Source organism: Butyrivibrio sp. AE2032 (assembly GCF_000702965.1).
The window spans coordinates 256,292-274,303 of record NZ_JNLF01000002.1 but is presented as its reverse complement, the minus strand read 5'-3'; the positions used below and the strand labels follow the sequence as shown (position 1 = coordinate 274,303).

Sequence of the window (18,012 nt, the reverse complement as noted above, 5' to 3'; positions counted from 1 at the left end):
CATCACCAGCGCTGCAAAGTGCCGGTAAGGTCTTTTAATGCTATGTTGTTGTCTTCGCAGTACTTCTCAAGATCGGACGTGAGATCAACGGGAAGCGCGGGATGCACAAGGCATGCCGTACCGACTTCGACCGCGGAAGCTCCGGCGATCATGAACTCGATGACGTCCTTGTAGTCTGCGATACCGCCGCAGCCTACGATCGGAATATCAAGCACCTGGCTGCACTCAGCCACCATGCGGATGGCAACGGGTTTAACCGCGGGGCCGGAATATCCGCCCGTATTATTAGTAAGTACCGGTCTTCTGGTCCTGATGTCGATCCTCATACCCATGAGCGTGTTGATGAGAACAACGGCATCAGCGCCGCCTGCCTGTGCTGCAAGAGCAGTCGCCTTGATATCAGTGACATTGGGTGTCAGCTTGATCCAGATCGGCAGATCCGTAAGCTTCCTGAGTTCGGAAGTGATATATCTGATGGCAGAAGGATCGCTTCCTATGGTCATGCAGCCTTCCTTGACGTTTGGGCATGACAGGTTTATCTCCAGTGCATCGATCTTTTCTTTGTGGGGATCAAGCTTTTTGACCATTTCGATATAGTCTTCATAGCTGTGACCGGCGACGTTGACGATAACGGCCGCACCGGAATCTCTCATGAAGTCCAGGTCGTTTTCAATGAAATAATCAACTCCGGGATTCTGAAGTCCGACCGAATTGAGCATACCCGAATCGCACTCAGCGACTCTTACGCCGGGATTGCCGGCTCTGGGCTTTATGGTAAGTCCCTTGGACGAGATGCCGCCGAGTATCTTAAGGTCATAGTATTCGGAAAGTTCACGTCCGAAGTTGCAGGTTCCCGAAGCAAGTATCAGGGGGCTCTTGAGGTTTACGCTTCCGACATTAACAGATAATGCGTTCATTACCAGACCACCTCCCTGCTGTCGAAAACGGGACCTTCCTTGCAGCATCTGACATTCTTGAAGCCGTCCGGACCGTCGTCTTTGACTTTGACCGTGCAGCAGAGGCAGATGCCCGCGCCGCAGGCCATGCGCTGTTCCATAGAAACAAGGCACTTCATGTTCTTTTCGCCTGCCCATGCGCCGACAGCCTTCATCATGGGGATGGGGCCGACGCAGCAAACGAGCGTATTTGAAGGATCCTTGATCTCAAGCGTATCAAGGCCTGCTATTACCGTACCCTTGATCCCTGTGTCACCGCTGTCTGTGGTAAGCACATATCCGGGCTTATTGAGGATTACCTGTGAAGCGTTACGGAAACCTTCGCATACTGTAACGTTCTTGCCGAGAGACGTGAGAGTCTCGTAAGCGAAGTTGATCGGGAAAACACCCGTGCCGCCGCCCGTAAGGATGATGTTGTCATATCCTTCGAAATCAAAGCCGTTTCCTAAAGGTCCGAGGCAGTCGGCTGTAAGGCCGGGTTCGAATTTTGCGATCTCGGAGGTGCCTTTTCCGACGATCTTTACGCCGATATAAAAGATCCCGTTAGCTTTATCGACACTGGCAATGCCGAACGGTCTTTTAAGGAATACCGTTCCTGCCGAGATGTTTACAAACTGTCCGGGAATAGCAGAACTTGCTATCCCGGGACATTCGAACCCGAGATAACAAGTATCGCTGTTTAAATATTCTTTTGTGACTAATCTGATCTTATATTCTTGTTTCTGCGCCATTACTGTATTACATACTTACGATGCAGGATCGCCTCGTTAAGTTTATCCTTCATGTTCTCTGCTTCATATCTTGCGGCCTTGCCGAAGTCCTCAGGCTTGAAGAAATCAGGTCTTGCCTGCCATGCAGTCATGATGCTCCTGGAAGCGTTTACGATACCGCCCTTTCCGTTGGGAGTGAATCCTGCGACAGCTGCGTCAGCGCCCGCACCCTGCGCACCGTAACCGGGAACGAGGATGAATGCGTTGGGCATCTCCTTACGGAGCTGTACAGCCTGCTCGGGCCATGTGGCACCGACTACTGCGCCTACGGATGAGAAGCCTTCCTCACCGATCATTTCTTCGCCCCATTCGGAAACCTTTGAAGCGACTGCCTCATATAACTTGCGTCCGTCAGAGAGTTCAAGATCCTGGAAATCTCCTGCTGAAGGATTGGATGTTCTTACGAGGCAGAAGACGCCCTTTCCGTCGCGTTTTGCAACGTCGATAAAAGGCTTAACGCCGTCGATGCCGAGATAGCAGTTTACCGTGCAGGCATCAAATCCGCTCATTGCCATCGAATCGCCTAAGAGAAGGTCTGTCTTACCGATGACTGCCTCAGCGTAAGCGGTAGCGGTGGAACCGATGTCGTTTCTCTTGCAGTCACCTATTACGAGCATGCCCTTTCTCTGGGCATATCTTGCAGTGAGGAGCATCGTCTTGATCGAATCAACGCCGTACATCTCATAATAAGCGTATTGGAGCTTTACAGCGGGAACGATGTCACATGTCTGGTCGATTATCTCTTTGTTGAAGAGCCAGATAGCCTTGGCCGTGGCTTTTGTGGGTTCCTCCGGGAAGAGCTGCTCGGCATATTCCTTAAGATGTTGGGGAATGTAATCGAGCTTGGGATCGAGACCGATAACCGAAGGGTTCTGCATCTCATCGATCTTTCTTACCAGGCAATCAGCAAAGTTTCTCATACGTGACTTTTCCTCCCATTATTGTAAGTATGGTTTCACCATATAATTTCCAACCGTCATACGGCGTGTTTCTTGATTTGGAGAGCATCTTTTCCTTGTCGAAAACGAACTCGTTCTCAAGATCGAACACCGCGAGATCCGCATCATCTCCGACATTCATGCCGCCCCTTCCGAGCTTTAAGATATTGGAAGGACCGTAGCACATCAGTTCGATGAGGCGCTCCAGAGTTATCTCTCCTGTTTTTACAAGATAAGTGTACCCCAAAGCGAAGGCAGTCTCAAACCCTAATATACCATTCAAAGCGACAGAAAACTCGCACACTTTCTCGTCAGCATGATGAGGTGCATTATCTGTGGCGATCGCATCGATAGTTCCGTCCTTGAGGCCTTCGATGATCGCAAGCCTGTGTTCTTCTGTCCTGAGCGGCGGATGCATCTTGAAATTCGTGTCATAATCCGCGCACTTGTCATCAGTCAGTGTGAAGTAATGAGGGCATGTCTCGCATGTGACCTTTACTCCCCTGGCCTTGGCTTCCCTTATCATGCGGACGCCGCCCTTTGTGCTGACGTGGCAGATGTGTACGGGAATGTCCAGATATTCCGAGAGGATTATGTCTCTGGCAATCATTATGTCCTCAGCTGCAGTAGGAATGCCCCTGATGCCGATCGAGGTCGATACGACGCCTTCGTTCATCGCGCCTTCCGAAAGGCTCTCATCCTCGCAGTGATTGAGTACCGGAAGATCGAAGTCAGAAGAATACTCCATAACCTTTCTCATTATGCCGGCGTTCTTTATGGGGTGACCATCGTCAGATACGGCAACGATGCCTGCTTCCTTCATGAGTCCCATCTCGGAGATGAGCTCACCGTTTATGCCTTTGGTAGCGGCACCGATCGGATAGACTCTGCAGTTGTCCGCTTCCTTTGCCTTCTTGATGATTCCGCTGATTACAGCCGCATTATCTGCCGTAGGATTTGTGTTCGGCATGCAGCAGATAGAAGTATATCCGCCCTTAGCTGCACTAGCCGTACCCGTTGCTATGGTCTCTTTGTATTCTCCGCCGGGTTCTCTTAAGTGGCAGTGCATGTCGACCAGACCGGGAGTTACTGTAGCGCCCTTAAGATCGATCACTCTGTCTGCCTTATCTTCGGCGAATTCATTGGCAAACTTGCCGTCTTCTATAAATACCTTCGAAGCCTTATCGTCTCCGAAAACTTTGCAGTTAGTTAAGATGATTCTCACAGTTGGTTCCTCCTTGCCATGAGCAGGTACAGAACTGCCATTCTGACTGCGACGCCGTTAGTTACCTGTTCATTGATCACCGACTGGTCGCAGTCGTAGACTGCCGTCGGAAGCTCGACTCCGTGGTTGCACGGACCCGGGTGCATCAGGAATGCATCGGGCTTTGCGAGTGCGAGCATCTCGGGTGTGATAGCGTAGAATTTCGCATATTCCGCGATCGAGGGGAAGAGCGATTTCTGCTGTCTCTCGAGCTGGACACGGAGTCCCATTACGGCGTCAGCATCCTTGATGCAGTCTGCAACGCTGTCGGCGATCCTGACGCCCATGTTCTCGATACCTATCGGCATCATGGTCTTAGGACCGTATACGCTGACCTTCGCGCCGAGCTTTGATAAGCCGATAGCGTTGGATCTAACTACTCTCGAGTGATAGATGTCGCCGCAGATCGCGATGTTCTTGCCTTCGAACGTGTCGAATCTCTCATACATCGTGAGCATGTCCAGGAGTGCCTGTGTCGGATGCTCGTTCATGCCGTCGCCTGCGTTTACGACAGATGCCTTAAGGTAAGGTGCAATGAAATGAGGCGCGCCGGACTGGTTGTGTCTCATGATTATTATGTCCGTACCCATCATGTCTATCGTGCGTGCGGTATCAAGGAGCGATTCGCCCTTGTTTACCGAGCTGCCAGATGTCGAGATGTTCGCGGATGCCGAGCCCATGTATTTCGATGCGAGCTCGAAAGAAAGCCTCGTTCTAGTAGAGTTCTCATAGAAGAGCGTTACGACCGACTTTCCCTGAAGGTGCGATGTCTTCTTGTTTGCGGACGCGATGACGAGCTTCATCGTCTTTGCCGTGTCCAGGATCTCCATGATCTCTTCCGCGGTAAGCTGCTTCATGCCGAGGAGATCTTTGCTCTTAAGTCCCATTATCATTCCTCCTCTTTAAGCAGTATTACTCTGTCCTGACCGTCAACTTCCTTGACTTCAACGTCGATGTGCTCGGTTATCGCGGTCGGAACGTTCTTGCCGACATAGTCAGCTCTGAACGGGAGCTGTCTGTGGCCTCTGTCTATAAGGATGGCGAGCTGTATGTTTGCGGGCCTTCCCATATCGAAAATGTTCTCTATCGCGGCTCTTGTGGTCCTGCCGGTAAAGAGAACATCATCTACAGGATTATCTTTTTGTCATTTACATCGAAAGGGATGTCTGTGCCGTTAACGACCGGGTGAGCCGAGAGCATCGAGAGGTCATCCCTGTAGAAGGTGATGTCGAGGATCCCCATCGGAACCTTAACGCCCTCAATCTCTTCCAAAAGCTTGCGAAGTCTCATCGCGAGGGGTACTCCCCTCTTCTGGATCCCTATGATAGCGACATTATCAAGTCCGTCGTTGTGCTCGACGATCTCGTGGGAGATCCTGATGAGAGCACGGGACATTGCCGCTTCATCCATCAATTCGTGACCGGGAATCAATACCATAAAAAAACTCCTTCCTCGTAGAATATGGCTGTGCGCCACCGTCCGGCTAGAGAAGGAATCCGTAAATAAATCAATATTAACAGCTACTTACGGCCTCGCCGGACCGTTTAAAGTTTTGCTGTATGAATTCTATATTTTTAGTCCCCGAAAAGCAACAGCAAATGTCGAACTAATTGAGGCAAAAAAAGAGTTACGCGATGAACCCGGTCTTACTCAGAAAATCCCTGATATAACCCGTGTATTTCTCGAATCCTGCCGTATATCTGCTCATCGCATGACCTGCGCCCTCAACATATATCAGTTCTGTGTAAGCCCCGTTCATCGAAGCGGCTTCCTTGAGTTTTTCACTGTGATACGGCAGGATCAACGAATCGGCGGTTCCGTGTATAAACAGGATCGGTATGTTCTTATTCTTTTTAAGGTGCTCAACAGCACAGGTTTCCTTCATGTCGACATGATATATGAGTTTTGACGCGAGATTTATGCAGGGCACGATGAAAGCCATATGAAGGCGTCTGTAGCCGTCATAAACGACATCGTAGCATCTTGTAAAGCCGCAGTCCGCAACGATGAAATCGATCTTCGGATCAAATCTTACTACCGAACAGACAGTCGAGCTTCCCATCGATTCGCCGTGAAGTCCCAGAATCTTAAGGTCTTTGTACCTGTCGCGCGTATCTTCGATGACATATTTGAGGTCTTCGGATTCATAGTTTCCCAATGTGTATATGGTCTTCTCGTTAAGTCCGTGGGTCCTGGCATCGTAGATTATGCATGAGAAACCGAGCTTTATGTATGAATTCACGTATTTGACTGCACCGTAGCGGCACGAAGTATGGCCGTGGCAGATTATCACGTACTTCCCCGTTCCTCTGGTCACGTCATTTTCGACGAACATGGCGTGAAGTATGTAGCCGTCCTTGCCCCTGATCTCGTATTCCGTCTTGTCATAGGAATCGAAATCGAGCCACAGGCCCCTTTCTTTGTTCCACGCCATCTCTTTTTCGAGCGTCATTGTCCTTGGCTTTAAAGACAGCTTCGCATTGCGCCATGAGAATATGACAACTGATACGAGCAGGAATAAGACAATGGCTGAAACCGTAATAATCCAGGGCATCTGAAGACTCCTTAATAAAAACTATCCGTATTTTAACATCAGTCTGCCCGCAAACTGAAATCATTAACGCATGTACCGGAAGTTATGGCTGACTGTTCAGTCAAACAGTACCGGTACGATGCTCTGAGTAACAACGTCAACGACGCCTTTTGTCAGGATCCTGAGTCTCGGTATTACCGGAAGCGCCGCAAAAGAGAGCGTCATAAACGGGTCGATGCCTTCGGATACGCCAAGTTTCCTGGCCTGTACCTTCATGTTAGTAAGCATTGCGTTAACGTCATCGATCTTCGTATTTGTCATAAGACCGCCTATGGGCAGCGGCAGTACTGACAGGACTTTTCCGTCCGCCGCGATGGCGATGCCGCCTTCTATATCGCGGACGACGTTGGCGGCAAGTGCCATATCGGCGTCATTGGTTCCCGCAACTATCAGATTGTGCGAATCATGGGCGACGCTCGAAGCAATTGCGCCGTACTGAAGGCCGTATCCGTTAAGGAATCCGATGCCTATGTGTCCCGTATCCTTATGCCTCTCGATGAGAGCGACCTTGATTATGTCCTTATCGGTCTCGACACCGGGTGCTTTTACGAAATGCTTGAACTCGGCTTCTTTATTATCGAGATTTGACGGTACGATGAGTTCTTCTGTCAGAAGTTCGCCCGGGAGCAGCTTTATAACACGTTTGTTTGCGCCCTTTTCCTTAAGCGAAAAGTCTTCGGGGGTGAGTTCTTTCAGATTAAAACTGTGTAATACTCTGCCGTATTTCTCATCATCGCAGGAAACATGAGGGATCTCAACCGTAAGAGCACCGTTCTCGGCTACAAGGATGCCGCTCTTGAACACCTTTTCGACCTCAAACTTAGCAAGATCGGACACGATGATAAGATCGGCGATATATCCCGGCGCAATGGCTCCCCTGTCTCTCATGCCGAAATAAGATGCGGCATTATAACTTGCCATCTTTACGGCATTGTAAGGGCTCTTCCCCGCCTTGACGGCTTCCTTGATTATAAAGTCGATATGACCTGAATCGCAAAGTGTCTCGGGATGTATGTCATCGGTTACGAGCATGCATCTGTCAGTATATTTGTCGTCGAACAAAGGCAGCAGAGCCTGAAGATTTCTTGCCGCCGTGCCTTCCCTTATCATTATCCACTGGCCAAGAGTCAGCTTTTCGAGCGCTTCTTCAAATGTGGAACACTCATGGTCAGAAGCGACGCCTGCCGCAACATAAGCATTCAGGTCACGGCCCGTAAGTCCGGGCGCGTGTCCGTCGACGATCCTTTTATGAGTCAGAGCGCTCTCGATCTTTGAGATTATCGCGGGATCGTTCCTGATGGTCGCGTACGAATCCATCAGTTCGGCAAGACCGAGGATACGCTCGCACTTATAGAACTTGTCGAGTTCAACAGCACCTAAAGTTGCTCCGGCTTCGTCCAAAGGAGTAGAGGGAACGCATGAAGGCAGCATGTAGAACACGTCCAGAGGCAGGTTCTTGCTGCAGGTTATCATGTAGGCCAGGCCGTCTTCCCCCGCCACATTCGCTATCTCATGCGGATCTGTTACTACCGCCGTCGTGCCGTGCGGGATTACCGCTTTTGCAAACTCTTCGGGCGACAGCATCGTGCTCTCAATATGAATGTGAGCATCTATAAGACCGGGACAGATTATCTTCCCTTCCGCATCTATCACTTCCTCGCCGTCATAAGAGCCGATACCTGCAATGTATCCGTCAAATATGGCAATATCGCCGCTCATGAGTTCTTTGGTAAATACGTTTAATATCTTTCCGTTCTTTATGACAAGGTCCGCTTTTTTCTCTCCGCAGGCCACCGAGATCAGTTCATTTATCTGCTTATCCAAATCAAGATCCTCCATAAATCTGTCAAAAACACCTTATGGATTCATTATAAGGAACGGATAAAACGATTTATCAAACGCTTCGTTATATATCTGTTAACTAAAGTTAACGTTATGTTTCAAAGAAACTTGCCGAAAAAGTGATGGGGCTGTCCCGTAACCGGAACAGCCCCGTTGGCCAAAAAATTATTAAGATAGATTACTGAGGTATCTCTACGTCATAAACGACGTCAACGAAAACATCCTGAGTCATGAAATCCCTAAATACGATCTCGATCGGGCTGTCGGAACGGAGCTTGTAGTAAGCTGTGTATGTGATCGTGTCTCCGTCAGCGATCTTCTCATACTGAGGAAGCTCCTGCTGGGTCTTTCCTTCATCTTCGGAACCCTTCGGGCTGCCTGTCGTATTGAGCGAGATGCCGTCCTGGAAAACAAAGCAGCTGCCTGAAGCGACCATGAATCCGCTGTCTTCCTTGCCGGATGTGTTTGTGAATGTATAGGAAATGCCGATGACATTGTGCTCAACGATGTTGCTGTCACGGTCAAGATCGGTGCCTTTGAAGATGCCTGTAACGTCATTAACCTTGATGGAGAACTTGCCGCTGGGAGAATCACCCTCAGTAAGTCCGCCCTGGCCGAATGCCGGATTGGGAACCTTTGTTACCTCGAAATCCTCATGGCGGATGTCAGGCATCTCCCAGTTGGGATCTACGTCAAAGTACTGGTAATCGCCGCTGGAAGCGCCGACACCGACAGTAACGATGTCCTTATTGCCCTTGATAGTAGAAAAAGTAGCCATGCCGCGGAGCGTCGTGTCTTTCTGGAGATAGAGCCAGATATTGTCGTTAAAATCCATGTTGCTGAACTTGGAATTCGATGAAGGGCTGAATTTCTGCTCCTCTCCGTTCTGCGTAGCTGTCCAGTAGATGGCATTTACCTTGGTGAACCTGTCACTTAATGAAGTGAAGTCATAGTAAACATTGAGAATGTCGTAATCGTACTTGTCGCCTGTATCAAAATACTCGTAACCGATTACTTCAAGTTCGAACTTGTCGTCAAATACGAACTTTTCGGGCAGAGAAAACTTTGACCCCTCGTCAGCTGTCTCTTCCGAACTCTCTTCTGTGGCTTCTGTTGCCTCTGTGGCATCGGTCTCAGAAGCTGCTGCAGTAGTCTCGCTTGCCTCTGTCTCCTCTGCTTCAGTTGTTGTCTCTTCTGTCTTGTTGCAGGCCGTAACTGATGCGAGCATCATTGCTGCGGTCATGCCGGCACAGAGAACTTTAGTAAGATCAATCTTTTTCATAAAATCCTCCCTGATCTTTGAATCACCGTATTATATCGCTGAGTTCTTATCGCAAAGCCGGTTTTAAATTTTCCAATTTCACACAAATTGGCTCAGGGTAACTTCAAAAAGATTATTGAAACTTGCAATCTTTAATGTTTTCAGACAAATGATATACAAATTGTCTAATTATACGCAATAAAGGCAGTCGAAAAAGGTGTCAGGATGAACTCAGATAACGTTATCGGCATTGGTAAAATCCATCTTTATCAATGCTTTTCCGTTTGGAAGGTCAAATCTCTGCTTAGAGGCTTTCATATAGCCGATCTTGCCCATGTATTCGCTGAAAGTCTTCTCATCCATCTGGTGATGGACCTCATCGAGCCTGTCAAACGCATGGAGATACGGTGATTCCGATACCCAGGCCTTTTCATCGGTATTTATCTGGATAACGCACGATGCAACTTTAGGTTCAACCCTCTTAATGACTTCGCAGAAAACATCAAGGCCGATATATTCGACCAACAGGTTTGCAATGACAAGCTCGGCCTTTGGCAGTTTTTCCGCCTCATTTATTAGATCTATCTTCAGACATTTGAGAATGCCACAGAGTTCCGGATACCTTGCTTCGGTCTGCTTCAGGTAATCTTCGTTGATATCAACGCCGTATACGACATCGAAAACATCCTTACTGACATGCTCAAGGCCGTTCCCGCCTGCAACACCTAATACCATTGCTGATTTGAACGGGAAGGCCTCAAACTGTATCTTCATGATCTCATTAAGCACCTGAAGCTGCTGAACGGAGTCCAGGCTCATGTGATTCTCATAATCTGAGAGGCTGATGTCATTCCATGGGTTATCCATCTTGTATATCTCCCGCATTTTAGCGGGATTATACCATTATTATCTGTAATCCATATATGATATGCATCCGCCGACAGATCATCTTCTTTTATAAGTCTTGTTATAGACTACAGTCATCGCAGCGACGCAGATCAGCGCAATGATGCAGATATACATTACCGAAGCGGAGTTTCCGAAAGAATAACCGAACGACTTTGCGTTGAAACTGAAAGTCTCCTTCATAGCCGCGATAAACGCACCGTTATCAAGCCCGCCGATCGATGAATCGATGTTTTCGGCAAGTCCGCTTAAGAGGACATTACGGAACATTGATGTGATATGGCAAGCCGGGAAAAGATTGCAGAAGGACTGAACGCCGTCCGAAAACTGCGACAACGGAATATAAGCGCCTATAATGAATCCTGCTGCGGCACTTAATATGCCGAAGAAAGCGGTACTCGTCGAAGAAGACTTGAACATCAGCATCAAGACCATGAAAAGCGCCGTTGATGATACGCATCCGAGAAGGACTGTTCCGTATGCCGCTAAGACAGAGCCTGCACTAATATGCGGATCGCCCATAAAACTGAGAACGGCAAGTCCTGCGGTAAGAATTAATGATGTAATAATAAAAGCGCATATTGAGGATGCGGTGAAATACGAGAGCACAATCTTCCAGCGCTTCATAGGCGTAGCGCAGATGTCGCTGTCCACACCGGCTTCCTTATCCTTTACTATCGTCTGAAGGCATGTGTAAGGCACCGTGATTATCGCCGAACCCAGAATGCCCGACAGCAGTATTCCGTTTGCGAACATGTCGATGTCATTTGCAGAGACTATGTTTTCGAGACCTTTCATCGAGCCTGTTAGTGCGTCAACGAACGTGCCTTTGAGGAAAAGGATGTAGAGCAGAAAAAAGATTATCGATGTAAGGAGTGAGAATAAAACCGCCAAGAAATCTTTGAAATAAATGAGCATGTTGCGTCTTGTAAATCCAATAAAGTCCTTCATTATGCGAGCTCCTTTCCTGTAAGGTTGAGGAATACGTCATCCATCGTACCTTTGATCAATTCGTAGTCTCTTATCTCTTCCCTGTTCTCGAAAATGAATTCGGTCAGGTTGTCGTCTGTCTCAATGCTGTAATGGTCCGCATCGTATACGAAATTCCTGCTGATCCTCGTGATGAGCGCTTCAGCGTTTGCGCTTTTTGCCGTATACCAAACGAGCCTTGAATGAGCATATCTCGTCTTGAGTTCGGCTGGTGTTCCGTTTGTCACGATCCTTCCTTTGTCGAGTATCACGACGTGGTCGGCATCCCTGGTCTCTTCCATATAGTGAGTCGTAAGGAATATCGTCATGCCGTACTCTCTTCTGAGGTAATTGATGTAATCCCATACGAGCTTTCTTGACTTCGGATCAAGCCCCGTCGTCGGTTCGTCGAGGAACAGTATCTTAGGGTTGTTGATGAGCGCCCTCATGATGTCCACTCTTCTTCTTTGACCGCCTGAGAGCTTCTCGTATTTCCTGTCCCAGATATCCTTCATCTCAAAGCTCTCTGAAAAGGGTTCAAGTCTTTTCATTACTTCTTTTCGTGAAAGCCCGTAGTATGAGCCTCTGGTAAGAAGGTTTTCTTTTACGGTCAGCTTCTTATCCAGTACAGAATTCTGAAAAACGATGCCGTTGACCTTTCTGATCTCATCGTCTTCCCTTCCGAGTTCATGGCCGCATATAAATGCCGTGCCTGCAGTCTTTTGAAGGATGGTCGTCAGCATGTTTATCGTTGTTGATTTGCCGGCTCCGTTTTCTCCCAGGAAAGCGAACATCTCGCCCTCTTCGACTTCGAATGAGATACCGTCAACCGCGGTATGCTCTTTGTACTTCTTGGTCAGTTCTTTAACTTCGATTATTTTCATTGTCATTTCCTCCTGATGAGGCAACAATAACGCTTTTGATTTTCGGGAAAAAGGGCTTTGCTACCAAGTTGCGGAAATGGCTTACCAAGTTGCGGAAAAGTTTGTTTTTAGGGGAGCTCTGGGATACAACGGGCGAGCTGTACCACTTAGGTTCGAGCGATGTACGAAATAACTATGTCGGCACAAGCAATTGTGATCCACGCTTTTTAGAGGGTATAGCTCACGGCGGACCATTGACGGGTAGGTAACCAATCCACGTATATCAGAGTGGCCAAGGCCGAGAACTGATACTCCATAGCTCTTCTAAGGTGTTTTCAGATACAACTTATATCGTTTTTGATAACTTTTTCTCGAAAACGATATCTTGACCTTCCGGCTGATATCGTTTTTGATCATTATTCCCGGAAAACGATATCTTGACCTTCCGGCTGATATCGTTTTTGAAAACTTTTCCCGGAAAACGATATCTTAACCTTCCGGTTGATATCGTTTTTGATAGCTTTTTCTCGAAAACGATATTTTGGTTCTTGCAGATTATCTGAAACCAATTTCCGGCAACCTACTCCTCGTCCCTTATGTCATCCAGCGCCTTATTGATCTTGTTATCATCGCGCTTATGGAACCAGAGCGATACGGCCCAAACAAAGGCATAGACCAGGAAGAATATAACGGTTATGAAGATGAAGCCGTCTATGTGAACGTACCACTTGAATATGAAGCCGAAAATGCTGACGATAGCATAAAGACCAATGAAGTGAAGGACAAGCTTCAGCATAAAATGAGATTTCTTTCTCTCGTCCTCAGTAAAAAGGAACAGCGTCGGAACAGAGCACAACGCTCCTGTAAGAATAACCGAAAGGAGCTGAAGCCAAGTGAGATTGAAACTCGCGAGATCGTCGCCCATTACCGCATAGACAATGCCTTCGATCAGGATGCCGACAAAGATCGCAAATGATATCGTCATGGTCTGTTCAAGCCATAACTTCAATTTGTTCATCATATCCCGAGCCTCCTTTTAACTTCCTTTACATAACCTCTCGAAATAACCACGACTTCGTCGTTGAGCAGCGTCGCGTCGATGCGGCCGCTGATCTGCGACTTGACCGTGCGCACCTTCTTTAGATTAATTATCATCGACTTGGAGCAACGCATGAAATAACCGCCCAGAAGGGTCTCTAGCTCATAAAGCCTGTATTTGCAGTCGTAGCAGCCCTGTTTGGTATAGACGAAAGTCTTCTTGTCGACGGATTCTATATAGTAAACCGCAGAAGCCTTGATGATGTAGACTTTGTCATCCTTACTCACCGCAAAGCTCTTCGAGTCGCCTTCCAAAAGCTCTATGGCTCCGGAGATCTCGTCGGTGATCTCGACCGCTTTTATCACGGCCTGTTCTTCCTCTTTGCTGTTGACCTTTTCGAAAAGGACCTGCATCAAAAACTCCTGCAAATAAGTATTTCGAAATGATTATAGCAAAAATGCCGCCCCAGGGTTGAATTACAAGCGGAAAATCGATGGTACAAAAACAAAAGAATTCAAAAAAAACACCGCGATCCTATAAGAACCGCGGTGCTACATGTAACTGGTGGGGCTGGTGGGACTTGAACCCACACGATTTATGGTCGGCAGATTTTGAGTCTGCTGCGTCTGCCATTCCGCCACAACCCCGTGTGCGTTGATTATTATATTAAAGCGGTATTTCTTTGTCAATTTGGCAAAGAAAGCTATACTTCACGCACTTCTCACAAGATTACGGCAAGCCAACGCAAGAAATCATCGAATAAAACTAGGCGACCTCTTCTGTCTCGTCTATCGCTGCAATAAGATCTTCAGGGAAACCTTCAGGGTATTCGCTTTCCGCCTCTTCCGTTAAAACGCCGGCAGATTCAAGGAACGAAGAAATATGGTCACGGTATGCGTCAAGACCGGCGACCTGTCTGGAACGGGCATGCTTGGCGCCCGGAACCAGCCAGAGTTCCGTATAACAATACTTCTGAGCTTCGTTATACATGTCGAGGCTGTTATCGACATCGATCCAGTCGTCATCTTCACCGTGAACGAAAAGGATCGGTACGTTCTTACCCTTAAGAGCGTCGATACCGCTGACTTCGGCATCATCTATTCCATAAAGCAGCTTAAAACCGATATCGGCACAGGTTCCGAAAGGATAAAGATACATGTCGTTATACATGTCGTGGACCATATACTTAAGGCTCTCAAAACCGCAGTCGGCCACGATGAAATCGATCTTGTCGGTGTATCTCAATGCATTCAACGATGTCGAAGTGCCCATTGATTCGCCCTGAAGTCCAAGTATCTCAACGTCTCCGTAACGGTTGTATGTGTCTTCGATAAGGCAGTTCAGGTCCTTTGCCTCAAGACCGCCCATCGTGCAGATGGCCTTGGCATTTTCGCCGTGTGCCCTGAGATCATAAGTGATGACGGTAAATCCGAGTTCCGCGTAAGCGTCACAATATTTGGAAGCCGACATCTTGTTTGACGTATGTCCGTGCGAATAGATAACGTATTTTCCTGTGCCGACCGTCCAGGGACAGAAAACGCGGGTGACATGAAGCTCATAACCCTCGAAACCCTGAACGGTATAGTCTTCCGTCGCATAACTGCCGAAATCGTCCCAGACATTGTTCTCCTTCATCTCTGCTTCCACCTGATCGTATGTGTTGCGCTTCGGGTGGGTAATGGATGTCGATGTTCCGATAGCCGCGCCCAAAAGATTGAGCACAATGAATATTGCAAGCGATATCAGAACGATCTTAACGACTTTCTTCTTGGTAACCTTCTTCTTAGGACCTTTTTTCTTTGAACTCTTTTTGTTAGTAGCCATAAAAACACCCCATATATTTATTCGTGTGTATTATATCGGAAATAATATCAATTCATATTATAAAATTCCCGAAAAGAACTCGTTTGCCTTTTCGCGGAACTTGACCGTCTCATCGTAAACTGCATGTCCTTCCCCTTCAAAGACATACATTTCGCTGTTCTTTATAGCGGAAAGTTCCTTAGGCGTCTCTGACCCCAACACCATATCCTTATCCCCGAACATTATGAGAACAGGGCATTTGACGTCTCCAAGACGTCCGCTGACATCGTATTCGTTCATTTTTGCTGTCAGAACGGCGAGCCTTTCAAAATCAGCGTCAGTAATGCCTTTCATGGAACCGCAGATCGCATCACCATAAAGCTCAGCAAAAGACGGCGAATATACTCCGTTAACAAAAGCTTCGATAAGACCGTCCTCATCTTTGGCAGCTGCCAGGGCATTCCATTCACGGATAACAGCCCGGGAAGTATCATCGAGCCTTGAACATGTTGAGCCCAGGACCATGCATCTTATAAGGTCGGGACGCATAACAGCCGATGTCAGGGCGATCATGCCGCCCTGCGAAATGCCGTAAACTGAAATATCCTTAAGTCCCAGAGCCTCAAAGGCCTTTATCTGGTCATTGGCCATGTCCGCAACGGTATAGTCATCAGGAAGATCTGCCCGCCTGTCAAATACATACACATCAAATCCCTCTCCGAAAAGCGAGAGCGCGTCAGCGACGGCATCTTTATAGAGCAGGATGCTCTTTACCGAAAGTCCGGGGACAACCGCCAGAGGCTTTTCCCCCTTGCCGAACCTGAAATATTCCATCTCCATGCCGTCTTTTGCGATCCGTCCGGTCTCAACTGCCATTTTTCAGGGCTCCTTTTTTCGAAATATTAATAAATAATATATCAATTTGCTAAGTGAAAATCATTATGCCCTTACGCCGGCCCAAAAACGCTGCAAACAGACAAAACTCATTCAAAACTGACCCAAAAACCAAAAATATTTAAATACTATTTTCAACCCTAAGCGGTATAATTACTTTGTTAAATTTTAAGGAAAGAGGTTACCGATTATGGCAAACATTGATTTGACAAAGTACGGCATTACAGGCACGACTGAGATCGTCTACAACCCTTCTTATGAGCTTCTCTTCGAAGAAGAGACAAAGGAAGGTCTTACAGGTTATGAGGTTGGTCAGCTCACAGAGCTCGACACGATCAACGTTATGACAGGTATCTTTACAGGCCGTTCCCCTAAAGATAAGTACATCGTTATGGATGAGAACTCCAAGGATACCGTTTGGTGGACAACAGACGAGTACAAGAACGACAACCACCCTATGACAGAAGCTACATGGGCAGTTGTTAAGGACATCGCTCAGAAAGAGCTCTCTGGCAAGAGACTTTTCGTTATTGACGCTTTCTGCGGCGCTAACAAGGATTCCAGAATGGCTATCCGTTTCATCGTTGAGGTTGCTTGGCAGGCTCACTTCGTAAAGAACATGTTCATCGTTCCTTCTGACGAGGAACTCGCTTCTTTCGAACCTGACTTCGTTATCTACAACGCTTCCAAGGCTAAGATCGAGAACTTCTCAGAGCTCGGCCTCAACTCCGAGACATGCGCTGCTTTCAACATCACATCCCGTGAGCAGGTTATCATCAACACATGGTACGGCGGTGAGATGAAGAAGGGTATGTTCTCCATGATGAACTACTACCTCCCTCTCAAGGGCATCGCTTCAATGCACTGCTCCGCTAACACAGACATGGAAGGTAAGCACACAGCAATCTTCTTCGGTCTTTCCGGTACAGGTAAAACAACACTTTCCACAGATCCTAAGAGACTCCTCATCGGTGATGACGAGCACGGTTGGGACGACAACGGCGTCTTCAATTTCGAGGGCGGCTGCTATGCTAAGGTTATCAACCTCTCCAAGGAGAATGAGCCTGACATCTACAACGCAATCAAGAGAAATGCTCTTCTCGAGAATGTTACTGTAGACGCTGAAGGCAAGATCGACTTCGCAGACAAGTCAGTTACAGAGAATACACGTGTTTCCTATCCTATCGACCACATCGAGAAGATCGCTAAGAACGTTAACAAGATCTCTGCAGGTCCTGCAGCTGAGAACGTAATCTTCCTTTCTGCTGACGCTTTCGGCGTACTCCCTCCTGTTTCCATCCTCACACCTGAGCAGACAAAGTACTACTTCCTCTCAGGCTTCACAGCTAAGCTTGCTGGTACAGAGCGTGGAATCACAGAGCCTACACCTACATTCTCTGCTTGCTTCGGTCAGGCATTCCTTGAGCTCCACCCTACAAAGTATGCTGAAGAGCTCGTAAAGAAGATGGAGAAGTCCGGCGCTAAAGCTTACCTCGTTAACACAGGTTGGAACGGCACAGGCAAGAGAATCTCTATCCCTGATACACGTGGAATTATCGATGCTATCCTCGACGGCTCCATCAAGTCTGCTCCTACAAAGAAGATCCCTTACTTCGATTTCGAAGTACCTACAGAGCTTCCCGGCGTATCCACAGAGATCCTCGATCCCCGTGATACTTACGCTGATGCAGCTGAGTGGGACAAGAAGGCACAGGATCTTGCAGGCAGATTCATCAAGAACTTCAAGAAGTATGAGACAAACGAAGCCGGTAAGGCACTCGTAGAGGCTGGTCCTAAGCTCTGATACTTACTCAGTTCAGATTAGATTTATCAAGAGGTTGTCCGGTTGGGCAACCTCTTTTCTTTAATTTATATCGGATTTAAAACTTCAGGAAGATAATGAAATATTTAGTG

At 47.7% G+C, this 18,012-nt stretch carries 18 protein-coding genes and 1 tRNA gene; 1 reads left to right on the top strand and 18 read right to left on the bottom strand.

All coding sequences use genetic code 11. The annotated features are described in order from the left end of the window. Positions 1 to 2: 2 nt before the first annotated feature. The 18 genes from BO18_RS01170 to BO18_RS01090 all read right to left on the bottom strand — a co-directional run bounded on the left by BO18_RS01170 (position 3) and on the right by BO18_RS01090 (position 16,080). Positions 3 to 917, bottom strand: a complete 915-nt coding sequence (locus BO18_RS01170; protein WP_034442550.1) for a dihydroorotate dehydrogenase — start codon at positions 915 to 917, stop codon at positions 3 to 5. Then, positions 917 to 1,687 carry a dihydroorotate dehydrogenase electron transfer subunit gene (locus BO18_RS01165; RefSeq protein ID WP_051688406.1) on the bottom strand — a complete coding sequence of 257 codons (771 nt, stop codon included), beginning with the start codon at positions 1,685 to 1,687 and terminating at the stop codon, positions 917 to 919. The genes BO18_RS01170 and BO18_RS01165 overlap by 1 nt, the downstream gene beginning before the upstream one ends. Then, a complete protein-coding gene (gene pyrF / locus BO18_RS01160) occupies positions 1,687 to 2,646 on the bottom strand; it encodes an orotidine-5'-phosphate decarboxylase (protein ID WP_034442546.1) in 960 nt (319 codons plus the stop codon). The genes BO18_RS01165 and pyrF overlap by 1 nt, the downstream gene beginning before the upstream one ends. Beyond that, a complete protein-coding gene (locus BO18_RS01155) occupies positions 2,630 to 3,889 on the bottom strand; it encodes a dihydroorotase (RefSeq protein ID WP_034442544.1) in 1,260 nt (419 codons plus the stop codon). Before BO18_RS01155 ends, pyrF begins: the two co-directional genes overlap by 17 nt. Beyond that, positions 3,886 to 4,815, bottom strand: a complete 930-nt coding sequence (locus tag BO18_RS01150) for an aspartate carbamoyltransferase catalytic subunit (RefSeq protein WP_034442541.1) — start codon at positions 4,813 to 4,815, stop codon at positions 3,886 to 3,888. The genes BO18_RS01155 and BO18_RS01150 overlap by 4 nt, the downstream gene beginning before the upstream one ends. Positions 4,816 to 4,817: 2 nt before the next feature. Next, entirely contained in the window at positions 4,818 to 4,997 is a 180-nt protein-coding gene (locus tag BO18_RS36250) for a hypothetical protein (protein ID WP_330379368.1), read from the bottom strand. A 56-nt stretch (positions 4,998 to 5,053) separates the two neighbouring features. After that, a complete protein-coding gene (locus BO18_RS36245; RefSeq protein WP_330379367.1) occupies positions 5,054 to 5,365 on the bottom strand; it encodes a bifunctional pyr operon transcriptional regulator/uracil phosphoribosyltransferase PyrR in 312 nt (103 codons plus the stop codon). A 190-nt stretch (positions 5,366 to 5,555) separates the two neighbouring features. Further along, positions 5,556 to 6,482 (bottom strand): alpha/beta hydrolase, encoded by a 927-nt coding sequence (locus tag BO18_RS01140; RefSeq protein ID WP_051688405.1) that lies wholly within the window; start codon positions 6,480 to 6,482, stop codon positions 5,556 to 5,558. A 96-nt stretch (positions 6,483 to 6,578) separates the two neighbouring features. Next, a complete protein-coding gene (ade, locus tag BO18_RS01135; RefSeq protein ID WP_034442538.1) occupies positions 6,579 to 8,360 on the bottom strand; it encodes an adenine deaminase in 1,782 nt (593 codons plus the stop codon). A 181-nt stretch (positions 8,361 to 8,541) separates the two neighbouring features. Then, positions 8,542 to 9,645, bottom strand: a complete 1,104-nt coding sequence (locus tag BO18_RS01130; RefSeq protein WP_034442535.1) for a DUF5067 domain-containing protein — start codon at positions 9,643 to 9,645, stop codon at positions 8,542 to 8,544. Positions 9,646 to 9,855: 210 nt separating this feature from the next. Next, complete coding sequence (locus BO18_RS01125) at positions 9,856 to 10,491, bottom strand: class I SAM-dependent methyltransferase (RefSeq protein ID WP_034442533.1); 636 nt, start codon at positions 10,489 to 10,491, stop codon at positions 9,856 to 9,858. Between the two features lie 78 nt (positions 10,492 to 10,569). After that, a complete protein-coding gene (locus BO18_RS01120) occupies positions 10,570 to 11,481 on the bottom strand; it encodes an ABC transporter permease (protein ID WP_034442530.1) in 912 nt (303 codons plus the stop codon). Continuing rightward, positions 11,481 to 12,383, bottom strand: a complete 903-nt coding sequence (locus BO18_RS01115) for an ABC transporter ATP-binding protein (protein WP_034442527.1) — start codon at positions 12,381 to 12,383, stop codon at positions 11,481 to 11,483. Before BO18_RS01115 ends, BO18_RS01120 begins: the two co-directional genes overlap by 1 nt. A 559-nt stretch (positions 12,384 to 12,942) precedes the next feature. Next, positions 12,943 to 13,383, bottom strand: coding sequence for a DUF3021 domain-containing protein (locus BO18_RS01110; RefSeq protein ID WP_034442524.1), 441 nt, complete (start codon positions 13,381 to 13,383; stop codon positions 12,943 to 12,945). Further along, a complete protein-coding gene (locus BO18_RS01105; RefSeq protein WP_034442520.1) occupies positions 13,380 to 13,814 on the bottom strand; it encodes a LytTR family DNA-binding domain-containing protein in 435 nt (144 codons plus the stop codon). Before BO18_RS01105 ends, BO18_RS01110 begins: the two co-directional genes overlap by 4 nt. Before the next feature lie 149 nt (positions 13,815 to 13,963). After that, a tRNA-Leu gene (locus BO18_RS01100) sits at positions 13,964 to 14,048 on the bottom strand. 118 nt (positions 14,049 to 14,166) lie between these two features. Continuing rightward, on the bottom strand, positions 14,167 to 15,225 hold the full coding sequence (locus BO18_RS01095) for an alpha/beta hydrolase (protein WP_051688404.1): 1,059 nt from the start codon (positions 15,223 to 15,225) through the stop codon (positions 14,167 to 14,169). Between the two features lie 57 nt (positions 15,226 to 15,282). Next, positions 15,283 to 16,080, bottom strand: coding sequence for an alpha/beta fold hydrolase (locus BO18_RS01090; RefSeq protein ID WP_034442517.1), 798 nt, complete (start codon positions 16,078 to 16,080; stop codon positions 15,283 to 15,285). Between the two features lie 208 nt (positions 16,081 to 16,288). On the opposite strand from BO18_RS01090, the gene pckA reads away from it, so the two are divergent. Beyond that, positions 16,289 to 17,902 carry a phosphoenolpyruvate carboxykinase (ATP) gene (gene pckA / locus BO18_RS01085; protein WP_034442515.1) on the top strand — a complete coding sequence of 538 codons (1,614 nt, stop codon included), beginning with the start codon at positions 16,289 to 16,291 and terminating at the stop codon, positions 17,900 to 17,902. Positions 17,903 to 18,012: the final 110 nt, after the last annotated feature.

Coding starts and splice junctions, on each gene's coding strand:
- BO18_RS01170 (WP_034442550.1), bottom strand. CDS start 917: ATGAACGCATTATCTGTTAATGTCGGAAGCGTAAACCTCAAGAGCCCC.
- BO18_RS01090 (WP_034442517.1), bottom strand. CDS start 16,080: ATGGCAGTTGAGACCGGACGGATCGCAAAAGACGGCATGGAGATGGAA.
- BO18_RS01140 (WP_051688405.1), bottom strand. CDS start 6,482: ATGCCCTGGATTATTACGGTTTCAGCCATTGTCTTATTCCTGCTCGTA.
- BO18_RS01120 (WP_034442530.1), bottom strand. CDS start 11,481: ATGAAGGACTTTATTGGATTTACAAGACGCAACATGCTCATTTATTTC.
- BO18_RS01105 (WP_034442520.1), bottom strand. CDS start 13,814: ATGCAGGTCCTTTTCGAAAAGGTCAACAGCAAAGAGGAAGAACAGGCC.
- pyrF (WP_034442546.1), bottom strand. CDS start 2,646: ATGAGAAACTTTGCTGATTGCCTGGTAAGAAAGATCGATGAGATGCAG.
- BO18_RS01095 (WP_051688404.1), bottom strand. CDS start 15,225: ATGGCTACTAACAAAAAGAGTTCAAAGAAAAAAGGTCCTAAGAAGAAG.
- pckA (WP_034442515.1), top strand. CDS start 16,289: ATGGCAAACATTGATTTGACAAAGTACGGCATTACAGGCACGACTGAG.
- BO18_RS01115 (WP_034442527.1), bottom strand. CDS start 12,383: ATGAAAATAATCGAAGTTAAAGAACTGACCAAGAAGTACAAAGAGCAT.
- BO18_RS01125 (WP_034442533.1), bottom strand. CDS start 10,491: ATGGATAACCCATGGAATGACATCAGCCTCTCAGATTATGAGAATCAC.
- BO18_RS01130 (WP_034442535.1), bottom strand. CDS start 9,645: ATGAAAAAGATTGATCTTACTAAAGTTCTCTGTGCCGGCATGACCGCA.
- BO18_RS01110 (WP_034442524.1), bottom strand. CDS start 13,383: ATGATGAACAAATTGAAGTTATGGCTTGAACAGACCATGACGATATCA.
- ade (WP_034442538.1), bottom strand. CDS start 8,360: ATGGAGGATCTTGATTTGGATAAGCAGATAAATGAACTGATCTCGGTG.
- BO18_RS36250 (WP_330379368.1), bottom strand. CDS start 4,997: ATGGGAAGGCCCGCAAACATACAGCTCGCCATCCTTATAGACAGAGGC.
- BO18_RS36245 (WP_330379367.1), bottom strand. CDS start 5,365: ATGGTATTGATTCCCGGTCACGAATTGATGGATGAAGCGGCAATGTCC.
- BO18_RS01150 (WP_034442541.1), bottom strand. CDS start 4,815: ATGGGACTTAAGAGCAAAGATCTCCTCGGCATGAAGCAGCTTACCGCG.
- BO18_RS01165 (WP_051688406.1), bottom strand. CDS start 1,687: ATGGCGCAGAAACAAGAATATAAGATCAGATTAGTCACAAAAGAATAT.